Source organism: Amycolatopsis lexingtonensis (assembly GCF_014873755.1).
Classification (GTDB): Bacteria; Actinomycetota; Actinomycetes; order Mycobacteriales; family Pseudonocardiaceae; genus Amycolatopsis; species Amycolatopsis lexingtonensis.
The window spans coordinates 6,197,390-6,217,452 of the sequence record NZ_JADBEG010000001.1; the positions used below are offsets into that span (position 1 = coordinate 6,197,390).

Annotated in this window: 17 protein-coding genes; 5 read left to right on the top strand and 12 right to left on the bottom strand. The window is 73.5% G+C overall.

Annotation, left to right across the window (positions count from 1 at the left end):
* Window position 1: 1 nt before the first annotated feature.
* Window positions 2–1,612 carry a DUF2207 family protein gene (locus H4696_RS27910; protein WP_086859217.1) on the bottom strand — a complete coding sequence of 537 codons (1,611 nt, stop codon included), beginning with the start codon at window positions 1,610–1,612 and terminating at the stop codon, window positions 2–4.
* Between the two features lie 2 nt (window positions 1,613–1,614).
* The gene (locus H4696_RS27915; RefSeq protein ID WP_192782574.1) at window positions 1,615–3,336 is read right to left on the bottom strand and encodes a DUF2207 family protein; all 1,722 of its coding nucleotides are present in this window, start codon (window positions 3,334–3,336) and stop codon (window positions 1,615–1,617) included.
* 530 nt (window positions 3,337–3,866) lie between these two features.
* Between H4696_RS27915 and H4696_RS27920 the strand changes: the two genes are divergently transcribed.
* On the top strand, window positions 3,867–4,928 hold the full coding sequence (locus tag H4696_RS27920) for a neutral zinc metallopeptidase (protein ID WP_338078704.1): 1,062 nt from the start codon (window positions 3,867–3,869) through the stop codon (window positions 4,926–4,928).
* 108 nt (window positions 4,929–5,036) lie between these two features.
* On the opposite strand, the gene H4696_RS27925 is transcribed toward H4696_RS27920, so the two are convergent.
* Complete coding sequence (locus H4696_RS27925; RefSeq protein WP_086860294.1) at window positions 5,037–5,951, bottom strand: RDD family protein; 915 nt, start codon at window positions 5,949–5,951, stop codon at window positions 5,037–5,039.
* Between the two features lie 33 nt (window positions 5,952–5,984).
* Between H4696_RS27925 and H4696_RS27930 the strand changes: the two genes are divergently transcribed.
* Window positions 5,985–6,992, top strand: coding sequence for a stage II sporulation protein M (locus H4696_RS27930; RefSeq protein WP_086860292.1), 1,008 nt, complete (start codon window positions 5,985–5,987; stop codon window positions 6,990–6,992).
* Here H4696_RS27930 and H4696_RS27935 read toward each other — a convergent pair.
* From H4696_RS27935 to H4696_RS27960, 6 genes are read right to left on the bottom strand one after another with little or no spacing between them, the layout of a single operon-like run.
* Window positions 6,984–7,739 carry an RICIN domain-containing protein gene (locus tag H4696_RS27935; protein WP_086860290.1) on the bottom strand — a complete coding sequence of 252 codons (756 nt, stop codon included), beginning with the start codon at window positions 7,737–7,739 and terminating at the stop codon, window positions 6,984–6,986. The genes H4696_RS27930 and H4696_RS27935 overlap by 9 nt on opposite strands.
* A 48-nt stretch (window positions 7,740–7,787) precedes the next feature.
* A complete protein-coding gene (locus tag H4696_RS27940) occupies window positions 7,788–9,080 on the bottom strand; it encodes a DUF58 domain-containing protein (RefSeq protein WP_086860288.1) in 1,293 nt (430 codons plus the stop codon).
* A gap of 1 nt (window position 9,081) precedes the next feature.
* Entirely contained in the window at window positions 9,082–10,047 is a 966-nt protein-coding gene (locus tag H4696_RS27945) for an AAA family ATPase (protein WP_086860286.1), read from the bottom strand.
* Complete coding sequence (locus tag H4696_RS27950; RefSeq protein ID WP_086860284.1) at window positions 10,044–11,186, bottom strand: DUF4350 domain-containing protein; 1,143 nt, start codon at window positions 11,184–11,186, stop codon at window positions 10,044–10,046. The genes H4696_RS27945 and H4696_RS27950 overlap by 4 nt, the downstream gene beginning before the upstream one ends.
* A complete protein-coding gene (locus H4696_RS27955; RefSeq protein ID WP_086860281.1) occupies window positions 11,183–11,815 on the bottom strand; it encodes a DUF4129 domain-containing protein in 633 nt (210 codons plus the stop codon). Before H4696_RS27955 ends, H4696_RS27950 begins: the two co-directional genes overlap by 4 nt.
* Window positions 11,809–12,969 carry a hypothetical protein gene (locus H4696_RS27960; protein WP_192782575.1) on the bottom strand — a complete coding sequence of 387 codons (1,161 nt, stop codon included), beginning with the start codon at window positions 12,967–12,969 and terminating at the stop codon, window positions 11,809–11,811. The genes H4696_RS27955 and H4696_RS27960 overlap by 7 nt, the downstream gene beginning before the upstream one ends.
* A gap of 250 nt (window positions 12,970–13,219) precedes the next feature.
* Between H4696_RS27960 and H4696_RS27965 the strand changes: the two genes are divergently transcribed.
* Window positions 13,220–14,239, top strand: a complete 1,020-nt coding sequence (locus H4696_RS27965) for a neutral zinc metallopeptidase (protein ID WP_086863822.1) — start codon at window positions 13,220–13,222, stop codon at window positions 14,237–14,239.
* 97 nt (window positions 14,240–14,336) lie between these two features.
* On the opposite strand, the gene H4696_RS27970 is transcribed toward H4696_RS27965, so the two are convergent.
* Complete coding sequence (locus H4696_RS27970) at window positions 14,337–14,771, bottom strand: hypothetical protein (RefSeq protein ID WP_086863846.1); 435 nt, start codon at window positions 14,769–14,771, stop codon at window positions 14,337–14,339.
* A 78-nt stretch (window positions 14,772–14,849) separates the two neighbouring features.
* Window positions 14,850–15,932, bottom strand: coding sequence for a potassium channel family protein (locus tag H4696_RS27975; protein ID WP_086863823.1), 1,083 nt, complete (start codon window positions 15,930–15,932; stop codon window positions 14,850–14,852).
* Window positions 15,933–16,028: 96 nt separating this feature from the next.
* Here H4696_RS27975 and H4696_RS27980 point away from each other — a divergent pair, with 96 nt between their 5' ends.
* Window positions 16,029–16,391 carry a DoxX family protein gene (locus H4696_RS27980; RefSeq protein ID WP_086863847.1) on the top strand — a complete coding sequence of 121 codons (363 nt, stop codon included), beginning with the start codon at window positions 16,029–16,031 and terminating at the stop codon, window positions 16,389–16,391.
* A 4-nt stretch (window positions 16,392–16,395) separates the two neighbouring features.
* Window positions 16,396–16,770: a hypothetical protein gene (locus H4696_RS27985; protein WP_086863824.1), complete on the top strand. Its 375-nt coding sequence runs from the start codon at window positions 16,396–16,398 to the stop codon at window positions 16,768–16,770.
* On the opposite strand, the gene H4696_RS27990 is transcribed toward H4696_RS27985, so the two are convergent.
* Window positions 16,771–20,019 (bottom strand): ATP-dependent helicase, encoded by a 3,249-nt coding sequence (locus H4696_RS27990; protein WP_086863825.1) that lies wholly within the window; start codon window positions 20,017–20,019, stop codon window positions 16,771–16,773. It abuts the gene before it with no gap.
* Window positions 20,020–20,063 lie beyond the last annotated feature (44 nt).

Genomic DNA, 20,063 nt, shown 5'->3' on the forward strand with positions numbered 1-20,063 from the left:
CCTACGACGGCGGAGCGGATTCCGGCGTCCGGCCTCGTGCGTGGGAAACGGTGGTCCCACCCGGTTTCTCGTTCACGAGACCGGGGAGGTGGGCGCGGCGGGCGCCGGCGAACGCGCCCGCGAGCGCCGCGGCGAAGGATCCGGCCTGGTCAGGGGTGACGTCGCCGGCGTGCCAGTACACCGGCGGCGGGTGCGGGAGGGCCTCGAAGGCGGCGACCCACGGCGCCAGTTCGCCCAGAGCTGACGCGTACGGGAGGCCACGCGAGAAGACGAGTTCGCGCTGGGGCTTCGTGAGGTCCTTGGGCTTGGCCGACGCCAGCACATCGGCCACCCCGAGCAGACGCCGCGCCACCTCAGTGCCCGCCCGCCGCCGCGCGGGCAGCGCGGCCGACACCACGACGGCGGCGACCCCGGCCAGGGCGAGGATGACGCCGAGCTGGGCGTAGCCGACGGTGAGCGCGAGCAGCACGGTGAGGAACGCGCCGTAGAACACGACCCGGATCCCCGCGTGGCCGAGCCGCCGGGGTTGCCGCGCGACCCAGCCGCGGCGGACGGCGTCGGCGTACAGGGCGTCGCCGACGTCGACGTGCCGCCGGCGCAGTTCGGCGACGGTCGCCGCGTCCTCGGCCGCCGCGAACACGGCACGTTCGAAGGCCGTCAGGTGCTCGTCGGGCGGGTTGCGGCGGGTCAGCCGCCAGTCGCCGTCCTCGGCGCTCACCCACAGGTAGTTGCGGACGGCGAGGTCGAGCACGGTCGCGGCCAGGTCGGCGGCCCCGGCGCCGCCGTGCAGCAGGACGCCGACGTGCCCCGGCAACACACCTTCCGGCGACTCGAACTCGCCCCCCTCCGTCACTTTCACGTGAAAGTGCCCACCTGGGGGCGGAGCTTTCACGTGAAAGCTCCGCCGGGCGCGCCAGACCAGCGCGGCCGTCAGCAGCAGGAGCGCGCCGAAGCCGCCCCAGGCCCAGCCGATCGGGGCGGTGAGCACAAAGGCGCCCGCGATCGTCGCAGCCGGGACGACGACGGCGTTGGCCGGCACGGTGCCCGCGGGCAGCTCGACGGTCGCCGTCATCCGCTGGCCCGCGGCGAGGTTCTGCTGGCTGAACCGGGTCAGCCCGGCGTGGTCGACCTGCGCGGCGCCGCAGGGGAAGTCGGAGTCCGGCGGCCCGGCGAGGCAGTCGACGGCGGTCGGGATCTTAGGCGCGGCGAAGGAGGCGCGGAGGAACTTCAGCTCGGTGCTCCAGCCGCCGGCCAGCTCCCAGGTGACCCGGTCGCCGGCCACCGCACCGTCCACTGTGTACCGGAGGATCGAGGTGCCGGAGGTGAGGTGGACGGTGAACGCGTCTTCGGCCACGCTCGCCGTCCCGCTGCCTTCGAGGACGACGTCGCGGACCCGGTAGACGCGGTCCCGGTGGTGGGGCGCGGCGACGCGCAGCGCGACCCGGCGGTCCATCGTGACGCCGTTGGGCACGGAGATCGCTTCGGCGACCGACAGCGAGCCGTCGCGCTCGAGCTTGAGCTGGATCTCGGCGCTCTGCGGCAGGGCGGGCAGCGGCGGCTGGTCGACCGGTGCCGCGGCGAGGAAGAGTGCCAGCGCGGCCGCGGCGAGCACGGTCAGCGGGCAGCGCGGCCGGACGCGGTGAGCAGCCCGTCGAGCGCGGTCAGGAACGACGGGAAGCGCGCGCCGAACCGCCGCAGGTCGGGGTCGGCTTCCATGCCGCCGTACCAGTACAGCCCGGCCGAACCGTCCGCCGCCGGGTTCAGCCCGGCGAACGCGCCGAGCCAGCGTTCGGTGTCGCCGAGCACCACGGCGTACGGCAGCGAGCGGGAGAACACCAGCTCGCGGTCGGCCGGCGGGATGTCCTCGGCCTTCGCGGTGTGCAGGTAGTCGAGCAGGCCGCGGACCTGGCCGGCGAGCGCCCGCCCGCGCGCGGTGCGGGACGGCAGCAGCGCGGCCGCCGCGACGACACCGAGCCCGGCCAGCGCCACGGCGACGCCGAGCAGCGCGTCCCCGACGGTGAACGTCAGGACCGCGGTGGCGACGAGCCCGAGCGCGAAGATCCCGGCCCCGAGCCAGGTCAGCCGTCCGCGAGCGGTGTCCGGGCGGCGGGAGAACCAGCGCTTGGTGACGACGTCGGCGTACATCGCGTCGCTGATCCGGCGCAGGTCGAGCCCGCCGCGGGCACGCAGCTGCGAAACCAGCACGGTGTCGGTGCCCTCGGGCAGCAGGGTTTCGCAGACGGCGCGCTCGAAGTCGTGGAGGTGCTCGTCCGGCGGGTTGCGGCGGGAGATCTGCCAGTCTTGTCCTTGCGGCCCGGGGATTTCCGCCAGCCACAGGTAGTTGCGGACGGCGAGGTCGACGACGGTGGCGCTGATGTCCACGACGTCGACGGTCTCGTCGACGACCGTGCCGACCTGCCCGGGCAGCACGCCGTCCGGGCTGGCGAAGAAGACGCGGTCGCCGTCGCGGAGCAGGACCTCGACCGGGCCGGTAGCGGTCCGCAGCGCACCGGCGTCCTGCTTGCGGCGGCGCCACACGAAGACGCCGGCCGCGATGAGGAGGACGAGCAGGACGGCGAAGACGACGCCGGTCAGCGGGGTCAGCGCGAAGGCGTTGGCGAGCAGGCCGATGTCGGCGAACTTCGCCGTCGCCGGCGCGGTGTTCGCGGGCAGCCCGACGAGCAGGTCGACCCGGTCACCGGGCGCGACGTCGTTCTGTTCGAGGCGCACGACCCCGGTGTGGTCGAGCTCGGCGAGGGTGCAGCGGCGGCTCGAGCCGACCGGGCCGGCGAAGCAGTCCACGGGGGACAATTCCGGCGAGGGGGCGAGGAAGGACGCGGTGAGCTTGGTCAGCGGGGTGTCGAACCCGCTCGCGACCTGCCACCGCGCCTGCTGCCGCCCACCCTGGTCGGCGATGGCGCCGTCGACCAGGTACGTGACGCTGCCGGCGCCGCCGGCGAAGGTGAGCACGAGCTGGTCACCGGTGAGCTGGCTGGTGGCGGCGCCTTCGGTCTTGACATCGCGGACGGTGAAGACGCGGTCCTGGTCGTCGCCGGCCGGCACGCGCAGCGGGACGCGCGAGGTGAGCTGCTTCCCGCCGGGGACGGTGACCTTTTCGGTGACCGAAAGGGAACCGTCGCGCAGGACCTTGAGGGCGACGTCGGCGACCGGGCCGTCGGTTGGCTGGAGGTTGCCCCCGCCGGTGAGCTGCTGGGGCTTCGGCACCAGGTCACTCGGCTGGTTGGGCAGACTGGGCCCGGCGTTCTGCGCGGCCGCGGTCCCGGCCCCGAGCAGCCCGGCCACGACGACGATCGCGGCCGTGGCCCCCCATTTCATCGACACAGCACCACACCCTAGAGCACCCGATCTATGCTGACGCCCGGAACGGCGAGATCATCGCAGGTACGCCGCTTCCGACGGGGAAAAAGCTTGGGGGGTTCCACTCGATGACGCACGGCCCGCAGGGTCCCGGTCCGCATGATCCGCGGCGCCCGCCGCCGGGGGCCCGCCCGTTGCCGCCACCGGCAGCGCGGCCGTTGCCGCCGGGTCCCGGTGGGGCACCCGGGCAGCGGCCGCAGCACCCCGGTGGCGCACCCGGCCAAGGACCGGCCAGCACGGCGGGCCAGCCGCCCCAGCACCCCGGCGCACCCAGGTCGACCGGTCAGTGGCCGACCGGCGCACCCGGCCACCCGCAGCAAGGCCCCGGCGGGATCCCCGGCCAGCCGCGCCAACCCATGCCGCCGCAGGGTCCGGGACGCCCGCAAAGCACCGCGCCGTACGGACCGCCGACCGGCCCCTTCGGCTACCCCGCCCCACCACCCGCGCGGAGCCCCCTCCCACCACCCGCCGCCGCACCCGCCGCGTTCGTGCCCGGCTACACCGCACCCCCGCCCTACGCTCCCTACGGCACCCGCTTCAGCCCCTACCCGGCCAAGAAATCCAACACGGGCGTGATCGTCGCGGTGGCGATCTTCGCCATCGTCGCCGTCGCCGGGGGGCTCGTCGCCGCCGTCGCGCTGATCGGGGGCGGGAACTCGCGGCACGTCGCCGACGCCGGGTACTCCAGCACCTACCCGACCAGCACCGAAGAAACCACCGAGACGACCGAGACCACCACGTCGTCCTCGACGACCGAAGAAACCACCCGCACCTCCGAGCGCGAGACGACGCCGACGTCGCAAACCCCGTCCGGCCCCCGTTCGGTGGTCGCCACCGGGAACAACCCGCTGTTCGGCAGCCCGGACTACGGCCTGCAGAACGTCTCGTGCTCGCTGAGCCGCTGGGCGACCGACCAGAACAGCGCCACGAAGTTCTTCCAGTCCGGCATCACCTGCCTCGACGCGATGTGGTCGCGCATGCTCGGCGGCGTCGACCTGCCGTTCGAGACGCCGAACCTGTCGGTGCCGCGGTCGCTGTCCGAATCCTCGACGCCGTGCGGCAGCGGGGGCACGACCACCGGGGTCACGCCGTTCTACTGCCCGAGCAACAACACGATCTACATGCCGATGGACCGGATCGAGATCGACGTCTGGGGCAACCACCCCGGCGCGTACCTGTCGATGCTGGCCCACGAATACGGCCACCACGTGCAGAACATGGCCGGCATCTCGGAGGCGTACGGCAACCAGCGCTACGACGCGGGCGCCGACTCGGCGGCGGGCCTGGAACTGTCCCGGCGGATGGAACTCGAGGCCCAGTGCTTCTCCGGCATGTTCCTCGGCTCGGCCTCGGCCTCCGGCGGCTCGGTCGACAAGAACATCTACAACGAGGCCTGGAACGCCCAGGACCGCGGCGACGACTACGCCCGCAACGGCAAGCGCGACCACGGCAGCGCCAAGCACAACATCTCCTGGTGGCAGCACGGCGCGACGACCAACCGCAACCAGCAGTGCAACACGTGGCTGGCGTCCTCGGGCGACGTCTCCTAGCCCGGCCCCAAGCACCCCAATGTGGCGTTCGGTGCGTCTGACGCACCGAACGCCACATTGGGTGCGTTCAACGCAACCAACGCCACATTGGGGCGCTCGGGTCGAGGCTCAGCTCGGCGGGGTGAACGGGTTGCCGGATGGCGGTGTCGGCGGCTCCGGCTGAGACGCGGGAGCCGGCGAAGGCGCCATCCGGTACGGCTGGTCCGGGGACGGCGTCCCGAAACCCTGACCCCGCGCCGCCTGGACGCGGGCCGCGTACGCCTGGACCGCCCGGGCGTGGTCGCGGTTGCGGCGTTCGGCCAGCACCGCCGCCAGGAACGCCCACGCCGGCACCCCGGGCGGCACCTGCGTGCCCAGTGCCTGGCTCACCTGCTGCGCGAGGCTCCAGCCCAGCGCCTGCGCCGCCTCCGGGCGCAGCTGGGCGAAGCGGGTCAGGAACTGGCGGCTCGCCAGCGCGAGGTCGTCCGGGAGCCGCGTCAGGTCGAGGTGGGCCGCCCAGCCTTCGAGGCCCGGGGGCATCGCGACGGCCGGGTGGCCGGTCGTCTCCGGGACGCGCTCGCGGACCACCAGCGTCCCGGCGAGGAAGTCGCCGACCCGGCGGCCGTCGGACGAGCACAGCGACACGATCACCGCGACCGCGCCGAAGAGGCCGAGCGTCCAGAAGTCGACGACGAACCCGGCGAGCCCGCGGACCAGGGCGTGCCGGAAGCGGATCGGGCCGCCGTCGACGCGGACCACGCGCAGGCCCACCGCCATCTTGCCGAGCGAGCGGCCGCGGGTGAGCGTCTCGGACAGCACCGGGTAGCCGACCAGGATCAGCACCACGAACACCAGGATCAGCGTCAGCGCGAGGGCTTCGTCCTCGCCCGGCACGGTCAGCGTCAGCACGATGAACGTGACCACCAGCAGCGCGAACTGCAGGAGGACGTCGAGGGCCATCGCCAGCGCCCGGCTGGCGAGCTTGGCGACGCGCAGGTCCAGGACGACGGCTTCGCCGGTGACCAGCTCCGATTCCTCGTGCACGCGGCCCAGCGTATCGACGGATAGGGTGACGTCGTGGATGTGGACGTCTTCGTCGCGGCGCACGCGGCGGAGTGGAACCGGCTCGGCGAGCTGACCCGCCGCGGCGGCAAGCTGACCGGCGCCGAGGCCGACGAGCTGGTGACGCTCTACCAGCGGACGGCGACGCACTTGTCGATCGTCCGGTCGGTCGCGCCCGACCCGGCCCTGATCGGCAAGCTGTCCGAGCTGGTGGCGCGCGGCCGGTCGGCGATCTCGGGGTCGCACAACCCGGCGTGGCGCGAGGTCGCGCTGTTCTTCACGCGCCGCTTCCCGGCCGCGGTGTACCTGTCGCGGCGCTGGTGGATCCCGGCCGCGCTGGTGTCGATCGCGGTGATGGCGGTGATCGCCGTGTGGGTGGCAGGCGACCCGCACGTGCGCGCGTCGATGGCCACCCCGGACGAGCTGCGCGAGCTGACCAAGCCCGGCGGCGAAGCGGAAAGCTACTACTCGACCGGCCCGGCGGGGTCGTTCGCGGCGCGGGTTTGGACGAACAACGCGCTGGTGGCGGCCAACTCCCTGTTCCTCGGCATCGCGCTCGGCATCCCGGTGATCGGCGGGCTCTGGCTGAACTCCCTCAACGCGGGCGTGATCATCGGCGCGATGAGCGCGGCGGGCCGCGGCGACGTGATGATCGGCCTCCTGCTCCCCCACGGCCTCCTGGAGCTGACGGCGGTCTTCGTCGCGGCGGGCACCGGCCTGAAACTCGGCTGGACGGTGATCGACCCCGGCCGCCGTTCGCGCTCCGCGGCGCTGGCCGAACAGGGTCGTTCGGTGGTGGTGATCGCGCTCGGGCTGGCGTGCGTGCTGCTCGTGACGGGGATCATCGAGGCGTTCGTGACGCCTTCGGGCTGGCCCACGTGGATCCGGGTGGGGATCGGTGTCCTCGCCGAAGTGGCTTTCCTGGTCTACGTTTTCACGCTCGGCAGGCGGGCGGCGAAGGACGGCGAAGTGGGCGATCTCGACGCACGGGACACCGGGGACGCGCTGCCCGAGTCAGCATAGGCACGACCCCTCGAAGGCGATCGACGAACCGTCCTCCAGCCCCGCCGACCCGACGAACCGCGCCTCGAACTCGCCCACCTCCGTCAGCACCAGCTTGGGACTCGACGCCGACCCGTCCGCGCCCGTCTTCACCGTCACCGTTTCCCCGCCGCCCTCGAAAACCAGAGCGCTCTTCGGCCGGGCAGCCCGCACGAAGAACGTCACCGGGACGTCCGCCGCCGGCTGGCCGTTCTCGCCGATCACCCGGACCACGAACGGCGCGCCCGGGTCCTTCGAGGCCAGCCGTTGCCCGTTGCCCGACAGGATCGCCAACGTCCGGCCGCCCGCCGCCCACGTGTTCGCGATGCCCGTCAGCGAACAGACTTCCTGGTACAGCCGGGCTCCCACCGAAGCGCTCTCCGCCGTGAGGCAGCGCGCGGTCGCCACGTTCGCGATCTCCACCAGCCCCGGCAGCCCCGCGACCCGCCGCCACGCCTGGTGCTTGTCCGCCGCGTCGCAGGCCGCCACCTTCACCGCGACCCCGTCGACCGGGCTCACCGCGGTCAGGCACTGTCCACTTGAGACATTCGTGAAGTGCTGCGACGCGTACGTCCACTTGGCACCCGCATCCGCCGCGTCCGCCAGCACCGGCTGACCGGAAACCACCGCGAGCGACAGCTTGCCGCCGCCGTCGGCCAGGTACACCGGGGAGCCGTCGGACGCGGGGGCCGAAGCGATCGCCAGCGCCACCGCCATGAGCTTGAACATGCTTCGGGCTTAACAGGCCGGACCGGCGGCCACCACCGCAGCCACCCGTTAGAGCCGCCCGGCCGCCTTCAAGGCCAGGTAGCGGTCCGCCAGCGCCGGGGGCAGCTCCTCCGGGACCGCGTCCACCACGCTCACCCCGTGCCGCCCCAGCCGCTCGGTCACGCGGTGGCGCTCGGCCACCGTCCGCGACGCCGCCGCCGCGTCGTACACCGCTTCCGCGTCGCCGCGGCCGGACAGCATCTCCGCCACCCGGGGGTCCGCCACCGACGCCACGATCAGCTCGTGCCGCGCGGTCAGCGAGCTCAGCACCGGGAACAGCCCTTCCTCCAGCGGCGCCGCGTCGAGGCCGGTCAGCAGCACGACCAGCGCCCGGCGGCGGGTCCGCTGGAGCACCTCCGCGACCATCCCCCGCGCGTCCGTCTCGACCAGCGACGGCTCCAGCGGCGCCATCGCGTTCACCAGCGACGTCAGCAGCGCGGGCCCCGACGAACCCTGCACGGCCGCCCGCAGCCGGCGGTCGTACGCCAGGAGGTCGACGCGGTCGCCGGCGCGGGAAGCCAGTGCCGCCAGCAACAGCGCCGCGTCCATCGCCGCGTCCAGGCGGGGCGCGTCGCCCACCCGGCCGGCCGAGACGCGGCCCGTGTCGAGCACCAGCACCACGTGCCGGTCACGCTCGGGGCGCCACGTGCGGACCATGACGTCCGCCGCCCGCGCGGTCGCCCGCCAGTCGATCGAACGGACGTCGTCGCCGATCACGTACTCGCGCAGCGAGTCGAATTCCGTGCCCTGGCCCCGGATCAGCACCGCGTTGCGGCCGTCGAGCTGCTGCAGCCGCGCCAGCCGCGAGGGCAGGTGCTTGCGGCTGTGGAACGGCGGCAGCACGCGGACCGTCCACGGCACCTCGTGCGAACCCTGCCGCGCGGCCAGGCCCAGCGGGCCCACCGACCGGACCGTCACCCGCGCCGCCGTCCGGTCGCCGCGCCGCGTCGGCCGCAACGCCGTCACCAACGCCCGCCGCTCCCCCGGCGGGACGCGCAGTACGTGCCGGTCCGAAGCACCCGCCGAAGGGGGCCACGCGTCCCGCAGCTGCCCGCGCACCGAACGGCCGCCGGGATTGCCGACCACCAGCGTCACCTCGCACGGCTCGCCGAGCCGGACCGAAGTGTCGCCGGAGCGCGAAAACGTCAGCGCCCGCACGCTGCCCGCCAGCACCAGGTCGACGACGACCAGCACCAGCAGCACCCCGCCGACCGCCAGCAGACCGGCGTCCGACGGCGCCAGCAGCCCGACCACCAGCGCGCCGAAGAGCGCCAGCAGCCCGAGCCTCCCGGTGACGGCCATGTCAGCGCGGCACGGGCACGGACGCGAGCACGCGGTCCAGCACGCCGTCCGCGGTGACGCCCTCGAGCTCGGCTTCCGGCCGCACGTCGAGGCGGTGCCGCAGCGCGGGCCGCGCGAGCGCCTTGACGTCGTCGGGGGTCGCGTAGTCGCGCCCGGCGAGCCACGCCCAGGCCCGGGTGACCGCCAGCAACGCCGTGGCCCCGCGGGGAGAGACGCCGATCCGCACCGACGGCAGCGACCGCGTCGCCCGGCACAGGTCGACGACGTACCCGATCACCTCGGGCCCGATCGTCACGCGAGCGACGGCTTCGCGCGCGGTCGCCAGTTCCGCCGCGCCCGCGACCGCCTTGAGCCCGGCCGCGGCGAGGTTGCGCGGGTCGAAGCCCTGCGCGTGCCGCCACAGGATGCCGATCTCGTCCTCGCGCGACGGCGCCGGCATGGTCAGCTTCAGCAGGAACCGGTCCAGCTGCGCCTCCGGCAGCGGGTAGGTGCCCTCGTACTCCACCGGGTTCTGCGTGGCGATCACGATGAACGGGTCCGGCAGCGGCCGCGTCTTGCCGTCGAGCGAGACCTGCCGTTCCTCCATCGCCTCCAGCAGCGACGACTGCGTCTTCGGCGGCGTCCGGTTGATCTCGTCGGCGAGCAGCAGGTTCGTGAACACCGGCCCCTCGCGGAAGGAGAACTCGCCGCTGTGGGCGTCGTAGACGATCGAGCCGGTGACGTCGCCGGGCATCAGGTCCGGCGTGAACTGCACCCGCTTGGTCTCCAGGTCCAGCGCCGCCGCCAGCGCCCGCACGAGCAGCGTCTTCGCCACGCCCGGGACGCCTTCGAGCAGCACGTGCCCGCGGCACAGCAGCGCCAGGATCAGCCCGGTGACGGCGGCGTCGTTGCCGACCACGGCCTTGCCGACCTCGGCGCGCAGCGCGATCAGCGCGTCACGGGCCCCGGTCGCGTTCTCGGCTGTCAAGTTCGCCCTGCCTCTCGTTCCACCCTGTCCAGTTCGCCCGCCAGCCGGACCAGCGCGGCGTCGCCGGTCACCGGCGGGCCGTAGAGCACCGCCCCGACGTCGTTCGCCGCGCGGCCGGTGCGCTCGCTCACCGAGGCCACCAGTGCCGCCGGGTCGGCGTCGCGCGGCAGGCCCAGCGCGGTCCGCAGCCGGGTCCGCACCGCCTTCCGCAGCGTCTCACCCGCGTGGTCCGCCGCCTTAGCCCGCCGGTACAGCCGCGCGCGCCCCTCGGCGGTTTCGGCCGCGCGGACGACGATCGGCAGCGGCTCGGTGACCACCGGCCCCAGCCGCCGCGCCCGCCACAGCGCCAGCAGCACGACGGCGATCCCCGCCTGCGCGGCGCCGTAGTACCAGCCGGCCGGGATCAGGTCGAAGATCGACTTGCGGCTGTCGTCGAGCCCCGGGTCCGAAACCGAGGGCAGGTACCAGACCAGCCGCGGATGCGCCCCGAGCAGGCGCAGCGCCAGCGCCGCGTTGCCCTGCTCGGCGAGCCGCGCGTTGGTCAGCGGCGCCGCCGAGCCGAGCAGCGTCGTCGTGCCGCCCGCGTCGGCGAGCTGCAGCAGCGTGCCGCCGCCGTCTTCGCCCGGGTAGCAGGACCGCGCGCCGGGCGAGGCGTACCCGGTGCCGCCGAGGGTGACGTCGCCCGCCGCGACGGCCGCGGCGACCGTGCACTGCGGGCTCAGCGTGCCGACGTCGCTGTCGCCCTCGCGGCGCACCAGCGGCAGCGAGTCCCGCAGCGTCAGCGTTCCCGGCGTCACCAGCACGACGTCGGCGGAGCGCTCCCGCAGCGTTTCGAGCCGCTTCGCCGGCACCAGGTCGGGCTGGGTGACGAGCAGCGTCGCGTTCTCGCCGGCCACGTCGTCGGCCTCGGCCATCGTGTGCGCGGTCCGGATGTCCACGCCCTGGTCGCGCAGAAGCTTCGCGAGCGCGTGGGCGCCGCCGGGTTCGTACGAGCCGGGTTCGAGCGCGCCGTGCGTCTGCTCCCCGCGGCCGAGCAGGAGCAGGGCGCCGGCGGCGAAGATCAGGACGACGAGGGCGAGCGGGATCCGGGCACCGCGCCAGATCCGGCGCACGTCCGGCGAGACCGAGGTGCTGCTCATACGGCGACCGGCCGCTCGCGGCGGCACTGCTCGTCCAGCTCGGTCAGGGTCCGGTACGCCGCTTCGGTGCCGTCACGGCCGCCGTAATGGACGTCGTCGAAGAGCCGCGCGCCCTGCCGCAGCGCGTCCGCGACGTTCGGCAGCAGGACCCCGGCTTCGGCGGCGGCTTCGTCCGCGGTCCGGCCGGAGCGGGTGTCGAGCAGCGCGCGCTCCTCCAGCGCCCGCACGACGGCGCGGAAGCGGTCGCGCACGGCGTCGTCGTACCGGCCCGCCGCGGCGGCTTCGGCGGCCGAGCGGCGGTAGTCGGCGGCGCTCTGCCGCTGCCCGCCGAAGACCACGCGGTCGGCGCGGGCGGTGCGGGCGACCTTGCCGGTGCGCAGCCGGACCACGACGACGAGCACGATCAGCACCACCAGGACCACCAGCAGCCCGAAGGGCCCGCCCGGGACCACCGACGACACGCCCTTCAGCAGCTTCTCCACCTGGTCGCCGAGCCACTGCCCGACCTGCTCCAGGAAACCCGGCCGCGCGTCGCGGTACTTCGGGTCGCTCAGCTCCTCCGCGGCGGCGCGGCGGGCCGTGTCCCGGTCGATGTCGACCGGGACGTCAGTCGGGAACCGCGTCACCACGCCTGCGGCGGCTGGACCCCGGCCGCGCGCGCCAGCTCGATGTCCATGCCTTCGCGGCGCATCCGCTGGTCGAGGTAGACGATCGCGGTGACCAGCGCGACGAACGGGATCGCGATCGTGCCGGAGACGATCTGCCCCGCGGACTGCAGCAGCAGCTCGCCGGTACCGGGCACGGACACCTTGCCCGGGTTGAGGAACTGGTCGAACACCCCGGTGCCGAGCGCGAACGGCAGCTGGATGATGTTCTCGAAGAACGACTGGATGATCCGCGCCAGCACGAGGACGCCGAGCACCCGCCAGAACGCGCCGCTCACCAGCTTGACCGACCGGGCGAAGGCCTCCCGGAACGTGCCGCGTTCGAGCACCAGGGCCGGGGATGCCAGCGCCCAGAACACCCAGGCGAGCACGCCGGGGATGATGCAGAGCATCAGGCCGATCGTGCTGGTCAGCGCGTAGACGAACGCCACGCCGAGCAGCGGCAGCAGCCGCGGCTGCACCTCACGCCACACGATGCCGAAGGTGACCTCGCGGCCCAGCGCGGCGCGGCCCACGACCGCGGCCATCAGGCCGGTGGTGACCGTCATCAGCAGTGCGGAGATGAGCGACGCCGGCAGCGCCACGATGAGGAGGTCCCCGAAGGTGCCGAAGAGGGCGTTGCGCAGTTCTTCGTCGGTCGCGCCCGGCCCGAGTTCGGCCGTCGAAGCCAGGCTCTCGAGGTCGGCGTACAGGAACTTCTGCGCGACGAAGGTCAGCGCGGCGCTGATCACCGCGACGACCGCGCCGATGCCGAGCACGAGCAGCGGGTGGCGGCGGAGCGTGGTGATCGCGCCGTCGAGGATGTCGCCGATGTTCAGCGGCCGGAGCGCGATCACGCCCGGCTTGCCCAGGCCGTGCGGGTTCCAGCGCGGCTGCGGTGCGTACTGCGGCGCCTGCTGCCACCCGGGTGCCTGCTGCTGCCAGCCCGGCGGCGGCGTCGGCGGGGCGGGCGGGGTGTCCGGCGCCTGCCAGCCGCGGGGCGGCGTGGCTGGTGACGCGGCGTGATCTTCCGTCGGCCTCGGCTCACCCGATCCGGGGGCCGAAGCCGCGGGCACGCCCCGGCTCGGTGTCGGCGTGTCGGCGCCCTCTCCGCCGGGCGCGCCACCGGTGTCTGTCATCGAAGCCCCTCGCCTGCAGTGCCTGCTTGCGGACACTCTCTCAGAGGCGGATTAACCCGGCCAGACCTGGGGTGACGTCCGGACGCCGTGACACCACGCGCACGGACGGGTGCGAGACGGCCCGTTCCCCCGATATGCTGAACCGCGGGATCGGGTACCCCCGATCCGTACCGAGACCCTTCGGGACTGCCTAGTGACGCAACCGCCCCACGGCCAGGTACCGCCTCGCGGAACCGTTCAGCCGCCGCCGGTGCCGGGTGCGCAACCGGATCTCCCGTGGCTGGGCCAGCCGCACACCGTGGCCGTCCCGAAGCGCCGCTCCCCGGCCGCCGTGATCGGCGTGTGCCTGGGCGCGGTGGCCGTGCTGGTGCTCGGGCTGGTCGCGATCGTCGCGCTCAACCGCACCGAGACCCCGCTGGCCAACCCGAACTTCCGCGACGCGCCGTCGTCCCAGGACAGCCCGGCACCGCTGCCCCCCGGCGGCGCGGGTGCCCCGGCCTCGGCGTCGAACCCGGCGACCGAAACGCCGTCGCCCAGCGCGACCGGCCCGCAGAAGGTCCTCAAGCTGGCCGACCACCCGATCCTGCAGGACCCGAACGCCGGCCTGCAGAACCGCGTCTGCACGCTCCCGGCCTGGCAGAGCACGCAGGAGGGCGCGGAGGCGTTCTTCACCGCGGCCAGCAAGTGCCTCGACGCGGCGTGGGGCCCGTTCCTCGAGGCCTACCACCTGCCGTTCACGCCGCCGGCCCTGCACTTCCCGACCGGCGCGAGCTTCGAGACCGAGTGCGGCACCATCCAGGTCGGCATCGCGACCGCCGCGTACTACTGCGAAAACAACCTGTACGTCCCGTTCCGCGGGCTGCAGACCGACCAGTACGGCAACAACCCCGGCGTCTACCTGGCCCTGTTCGCCCACGAGTACGGCCACCACGTGCAGGAAGTCGCGGGCCTGATGGACGCGGCCTGGCAGAAGATCTACGAAGCCGGCCAGAACAGCCCCGCCGGGCTGGAGATGTCGCGGCGCAAGGAACTGCAGGCCCAGTGCTTCTCCGGGATGTTCCTCGGCGCGCACGTCGACCAGGGCGGCACGATCAGCCGCGACATGTACAACAAGGCCTGGAACGACCAGGAGACCCGCGGCGACAACACGTCCCGCAGCCACGACCACGGCACGAACGCGCACTACGCGGCGTGGTGGCGAGCGGGCGCGACGAGCAACCGGATCGCCGACTGCAACACCTTCGCGGCGCCGTCGTCCGAGGTCAGCTGACGGGCTTCGACAGCCAGGCCACGGGTGCCGCCGGTGACCGGCCCGCCCGCCGTCTTGAATGACTCATTCAGGTCTTCGGAGGTCCTGAATGACTCATTCAAGACGTGGGACGGATCGCAGCGGGTTTGGGTCGCAGCGGGATGCTCAGCCACAGGTAGACGAACATCCCGCCGGAGAAGCACGCGAACACCAGCAGCGCGAGCCCGAGCGGCCGCCGCGCGTCCGACGAGCCGACCGACGTGTCGGCGGCGTGCACGGTGACCGGGCCCTGGTCCGGCAGCACCTCCGGGACCCCGACCTCGACGCGCTCGCCCTGGCCGTGCCCGCAGCCGTTCAGCGTGCCCTCGTGGGTCTTGCCCGCGACGGTGAACTTGACCGTCTCGGCCGCGTCCGGCTTGTCGCACGCCGCCGGCTTGGTCACCTCGGCCTGCACCGGGGCGCCGGCGGAGTCGTTGGTGATGCCCAGCAGCCCGGGCCCGGCCAGCCAGGCGAGCAGCACGACGAGCACGCCCGCCGCGGCGGGGATCGCCACCGTGGGCCACTTGAGGGCGAGGGATCGCGGGGGCACCCGGCCATGGTTCCAGAAACCGCGGCCGAAACCCAGGTGCCCTTACCGCTGTTCGATCTTCTCCGCCTGCGTGACCTTCTTGACGTACAGGAGCTTGTCGCCGGGCTCGATGGCGTCGGCCTGCGGGGCGTCGACGCGGTAGAGGACGCCGTCGCGGACCAGGCCGAGGACGAGGTCGGACAGGTGCCGCGGCGACCCGCCCTCCTCGGACGGCTCGACCGCCCGCTCGGCGATGGCCAGGCCCGACTCCGGGGTCAGCAGGTCCTCCATGATGTCGACGACCAGCGGCGTCGACGTCGCCATGCCGAGCAGCCGCCCGGCCGTCTCGCTGGAGACGACGACCTGGTTCGCGCCCGACTGCTTGAGCAGGTGGACGTTCTCCGCCTCCCGCACCGACGCCACGATGTGCGCCTTGGGCGCCAGCTCGCGGGCGGTGAGCGTGACGAGCACCGCCGTGTCGTCCCGGTTCGGGGCGACGACGACCGCACGCGCGTGCTGCACCGCGGCGACGCGGAGGACGTCGGCGCGGGTGGCCGAGCCGTGCACGGCGACCAGGCCCAGCGCGCTCGCCGCGTCGAGGGCCTGCTGGTCGGTGTCGACGACGACGATCTGGCCCGGGGCGACGTTCTCGTCGCCGAGCAGCGCGTTGACGGCGGACCGGCCCTTGGTGCCGAACCCGACGACGACCGTGTGGTCGCGCACCTTCGACCTCCACTTCTGGATCTTGAACGCCTGGCGGGAGCGCTCGGTGAGCACTTCCAGGGTGGTCCCGACCAGGACGATGAGGAAGAGCACCCGCAGCGGCGTGATCACCAGGACGTTCACCAGCCGGGCGGACGCCGTGGCCGGCGCGATGTCGCCGTAGCCGGTGGTCGAGAGCGAGACGGTGGCGTAGTACAGGCTGTCCAGCAGGGACAGGCCGTCGCCGTTCGCGTCGCGGTACCCGTCGCGGTCGACGTAGACGATGACCACGGTGGCCAGCAGCGCCAGCAGCGCGCCGATGATCCGCTTCACGATGGACCGCAGCGGGCTGACCGTCAGCTCGGGCATCCGCAGGACGCCGACGAGCTCGTGGTCCGGCCGATCGGTGAGACCGCCCAGCGGCAACCGCTTGAGGGCCTTCATGCACCTGCTCCCGGCGCCAGGTGTCGAGCGTCACTCACGCCCGGAGGATAGCCCAACCGGGTGGCGGGCCGCCGTCTGGAACGCGACGATGACCGCATGGCAACTCCGCACCGGCCCGCGCACCTCCTGGCGGGGGCGCTGGGCTTCATGGGCGTCCTGCACTTCGCCGTGCCAAAGCCGTTCGACGGCTTGATCCCGAAGGAGCTGCCGGGTTCGCGCCGGGCATGGACGTACGGCTCGGGGGTGGCGGAACTGGCGGTAGCGGCCGCGGTGGCCGCCCCTCGCACCCGCCGCCTCGGCGGGCTGGCGGCGGCGCTGCTGTTCCTGGGCGTGTTCCCGGGCAACGTGAAGATGGCGGTGGACGCGAAGACCACGCCACAGCGGGCGATCGCGTGGGGGCGGCTGCCGCTGCAGTGGCCGCTGATCGTCTGGGCGCTGAAGGTCCGCGACCGGGCCTGATTCCATGCGCGCGGAAATCACCGGGCTGCTCGACGACGGCCTGGTCCGCTTCACTTCGCCACTGGGCACCGCGAACGCGACCTGGCGGGGCGCCGAACCGCCGCGCGCCGGGTGGACCCACGTCGAGCTGGACTTCCCGGCCGGGATCCGGACCTGGGCGGTGGTCCCGGACCGCGTGCCCGAGCTTCGCGGCACCGGTGACGCCGTCCACGTCACGGCCCGCGTGGCCGCGTACACCCCCGAGGACGGCGTGGTCACGCTCGAGCTGGGCGACAGCGTGGTGCTGGCCGATCTCCCCGCGCCCGCACCGGAAATCCGGCCCGGTGCGTGGCTGCGCCTGACCGCCGCCGGCCTCGACCTCTACCCGGTGGACCTGTAGTCACGCCTCCGGGATGTCCCGCAGCAGCCGCCGGAGGCCTTCGGCATCCAGGAGGTCCGCCGGGCGGATCGTGCGGTTCGCCCGGACGTAGTGGAACGCCGCGCGGACCTGCTCCACCGGCACGTTCTTCAGCGCCGCCCACGCCATCCGGTACGCCGCCAGCTGGACCGCCAGTGCCGGGAGCCGCGATTCGGGCGGGACCGAGCCCGTCTTCCAGTCCACGACTTCCCAGTACCCGTCGGCGTGCCGGAACACCGCGTCCATCCGGCCGCGCAGGGTGATGCCCTCGACGTCGGCCGAGAACGAGATCTCCACCGCTTCGGGGACTCGTTCGGCCCACTCGCTCTCCTCGAACGCCTCCCGCAGCTCCTCGAAGTCCGCGTCCGGGGCCTCGTCGAAGTCGGCCGCGCCGGGGAGGTCGTCGATTTCGATGAGCTGGTCGCCGCCGAATCGGCGCTCCAGCCAGCCGTGGAACTCCGTGCCGCGGCGGGCGAAGCTGTTGGGCTCCGCCGGCAGCGGGCGGCGCAGGTCGCTCGCCAGCCGGGCGCTGTCGTCGGCCAGCGTGACCAGCTGGCTCACCGTGAGCCGCGAAGGCAGCGGGACCCGCTTGACGTGGTCGTCCTTGCGCGCCCACTCCTCCAGCAGGACGTCGGTGTCGGTCAGCCAGCCGTCCGGGTCGTCGTCCTCTTCGGACTCTTCTTCGTCCGCAGTGTCCGAAGTGGACATCGCTTCGGACACCAGCTCGACCCCGGTCTGCACGCCGGTGCGCCGGTCCGCCAGCGGGTCGACCGGCCACCGGGCCTTCCGCGAGTCCGACACCAGCGGGTTTTCGTCGTCGGACGCCGGTTCCGGCGCCCAGTCGGCGAGCTGCCCGACGCCGGTTTCGCGCAGCACGCCGGCGATCTCGGTCAGGAACTCCGACGGCCCCTTCGCGCGACTGCTGCTTTCGTTCCACCAGTGCCCGGAAACGATCAGCGCGTGCTCGGACCGCGTCAGCGCCACGTAGCAGAGCCGCCGCTCCTCCGACTGCTCCCGCTCGACGAACCCGGCCTCGTGCAGTTCCAGTCCTTCTTGGACTTCCTTGCGGTCGTAGCCCTCGGCGATGCGCAGGTCCGGCAGGTCTTCGGCGTCCCCGCGCAGCGCGGCCGGCAGTGACGTCGCGGTCCGCAGCCACGACGACGACCGCCGCCGGCCCGGGAACACCTCGTGCACCAGGTGCGGGACGGCGACGACCTCCCACTCCAGCCCTTTCGAGGAGTGCACGGTGAGCACCTGCACGCGGTCCGGGACGACCTCGACCTCACCGGGGGTGAGCCCGTCCTCGGCGTGCGCGGCGGTGTTCAGGTAGTCCACAAAGGACAGCAGGGTCGCCGTCGGCGCCGCCTCGGCGTAGTCGGTGACGACTTCGGCGAACGCGTCCAGGTGCGCGCGGCCCGCGGATCCGGGGCGCGCCAACGACTCCACGTCCAGGAGCATCGTGCGCTCGACGTCGGCGACGAGCTCCGGCAGCGACTGGTCGAGCCGCCGCCGCAGCGCGGCCAGCTCCCAGCCGATCCGCCGGATGCGCCGGTAGCCCTCCTCGGAATACCGGTCCGCCGCCCCGGGTTCGTCGATGGCGTCGATCAGCCCGGCCTGCTCGACGCGCTCGGCGACCAGCTCCGGGGTGTCCGGCTTCTCCGGGCTGGAGAGCTCGCCCGCGCGCCGCCACAGCGCGGCGACGTCGGCGGCCGCGAGGCGCCAGCGCGCGCCGGTCAGCAGCCGCGCCGCCGCGCTGCCCGACAGCGGGTCGGCGAGCACCTTCAACGTCGAAACGAGGTCGGCGACCTCGGGTTCGTCGAGCAGGCCGCCGAGCCCGACGACCTCGACCGGCAATCCGCGCGCCCGCAGTTCGGCCGCGATCGGGGCCATGTCGGCGCGGCGCCGCACGAGGACCGCGGCGGTCGGCGGCTTGCCCGTCTGTTCCTGGTGGGCGTACCAGCGCCGGGCCAGCGCGTCGGCGACCCACTCGCGTTCGGCGCGGATGTCCGGCAGCAGCGCGCACGCGATGTCCGCCGCCCCAGCGCCGTCGCGCGCCCGCAGCCGTTCGACGCCGAGGCCGCGGGCGCGCAGCGGTTCGGCGATCGCGTTCGCGAGGTCGAGGATCTCCGGCGGGTTGCGGAAACTGGTGAGCAGCCCGAATTCGTGCGCGGGGACGAGGCGTTCGCCGTCGAAGCGCGGGAAGTCCGTGGTGAACCGGGGCAGGTTGGCGGCACTGGCACCGCGCCAGCCGTAGATGGCCTGCGCCGGGTCGCCGACGGCGGTCACCGGCATCGGCGGGTTCTCGACACCGCCGAACAGCGCGCGCAGCAGGACGCGCTGGGCGTGGCCGGTGTCCTGGTACTCGTCGAGCAGGACGGCGCCGTAGCGTTCGCGTTCCCCGCGCACGACCGACGGGTAGCCGCTCGCGAGCTGCGCCGCGAGGGACATCTGGTCGGCGAAGTCGAGCGCGCCTTCGTTGCGCTTGCGCCGGTGGTACTCCTCGACCAGCGGCAGCAGCGCGAGCCGGAAGTGCTGCGCGGCCATGATTTCCGTGAGCTTCTGCGGCAGTGCGGCCCGCTGCCCCTTGGCCCGCGGCGCGGTTTCGATGACCCGGCACAGCCATTGGGTGTACTCGGCGAGCTGCTCGGTGGAGATGAGGTGCTCGCCGAGTTCGCCGGCGAGGGCGAGCAGGTCCGCGGTGACGGTCGGCGGGACGCGGTCGGTGTCGAGCTCGTTGTCCCAAGTAGACACGACCCGGTGCGCGATCTGCCACGACGACGTCTCGGACAGCAGCCGGACGCCGGGTTGCACCGGCAGCCGGAGCCCGTGTTCGGAGAGCATGCGCCCGGCGTAGGCGTGGTAGGTCAGGACGGTCGGTTCCCCGGCGACCACAGTGGACCGCAGCCCGCCGGTTGGGTCCAGCCGGTCGAGCAGCCCGGACCCGGCGAGGCGCCGCAGCCGCGCGCGGACGCGTTCGCCGAGCTGGCGGGCGGCCTTGCGGGTGAAGGTCAGGCCGAGCACGCGGTCGGGGCTGACGATCCCGTTGGCGACGAGCCAGACCACCCGCGCGGCCATGGTTTCGGTCTTCCCGGCCCCGGCCCCGGCGACCACGAGAGACGGTTCGACCGGTGCGGCGATGACGGTGGCCTGCTCGGGCGTGGGCCGGTGCAGCCCGAGCGCGTCGGCGAGTTCGGCGGGCTCGACGGGATTGGCGACGACGAGCGGACTCACTTCCCCACCCCGCACTCCGGTACGCCACTTTCACGTGAAAGCGG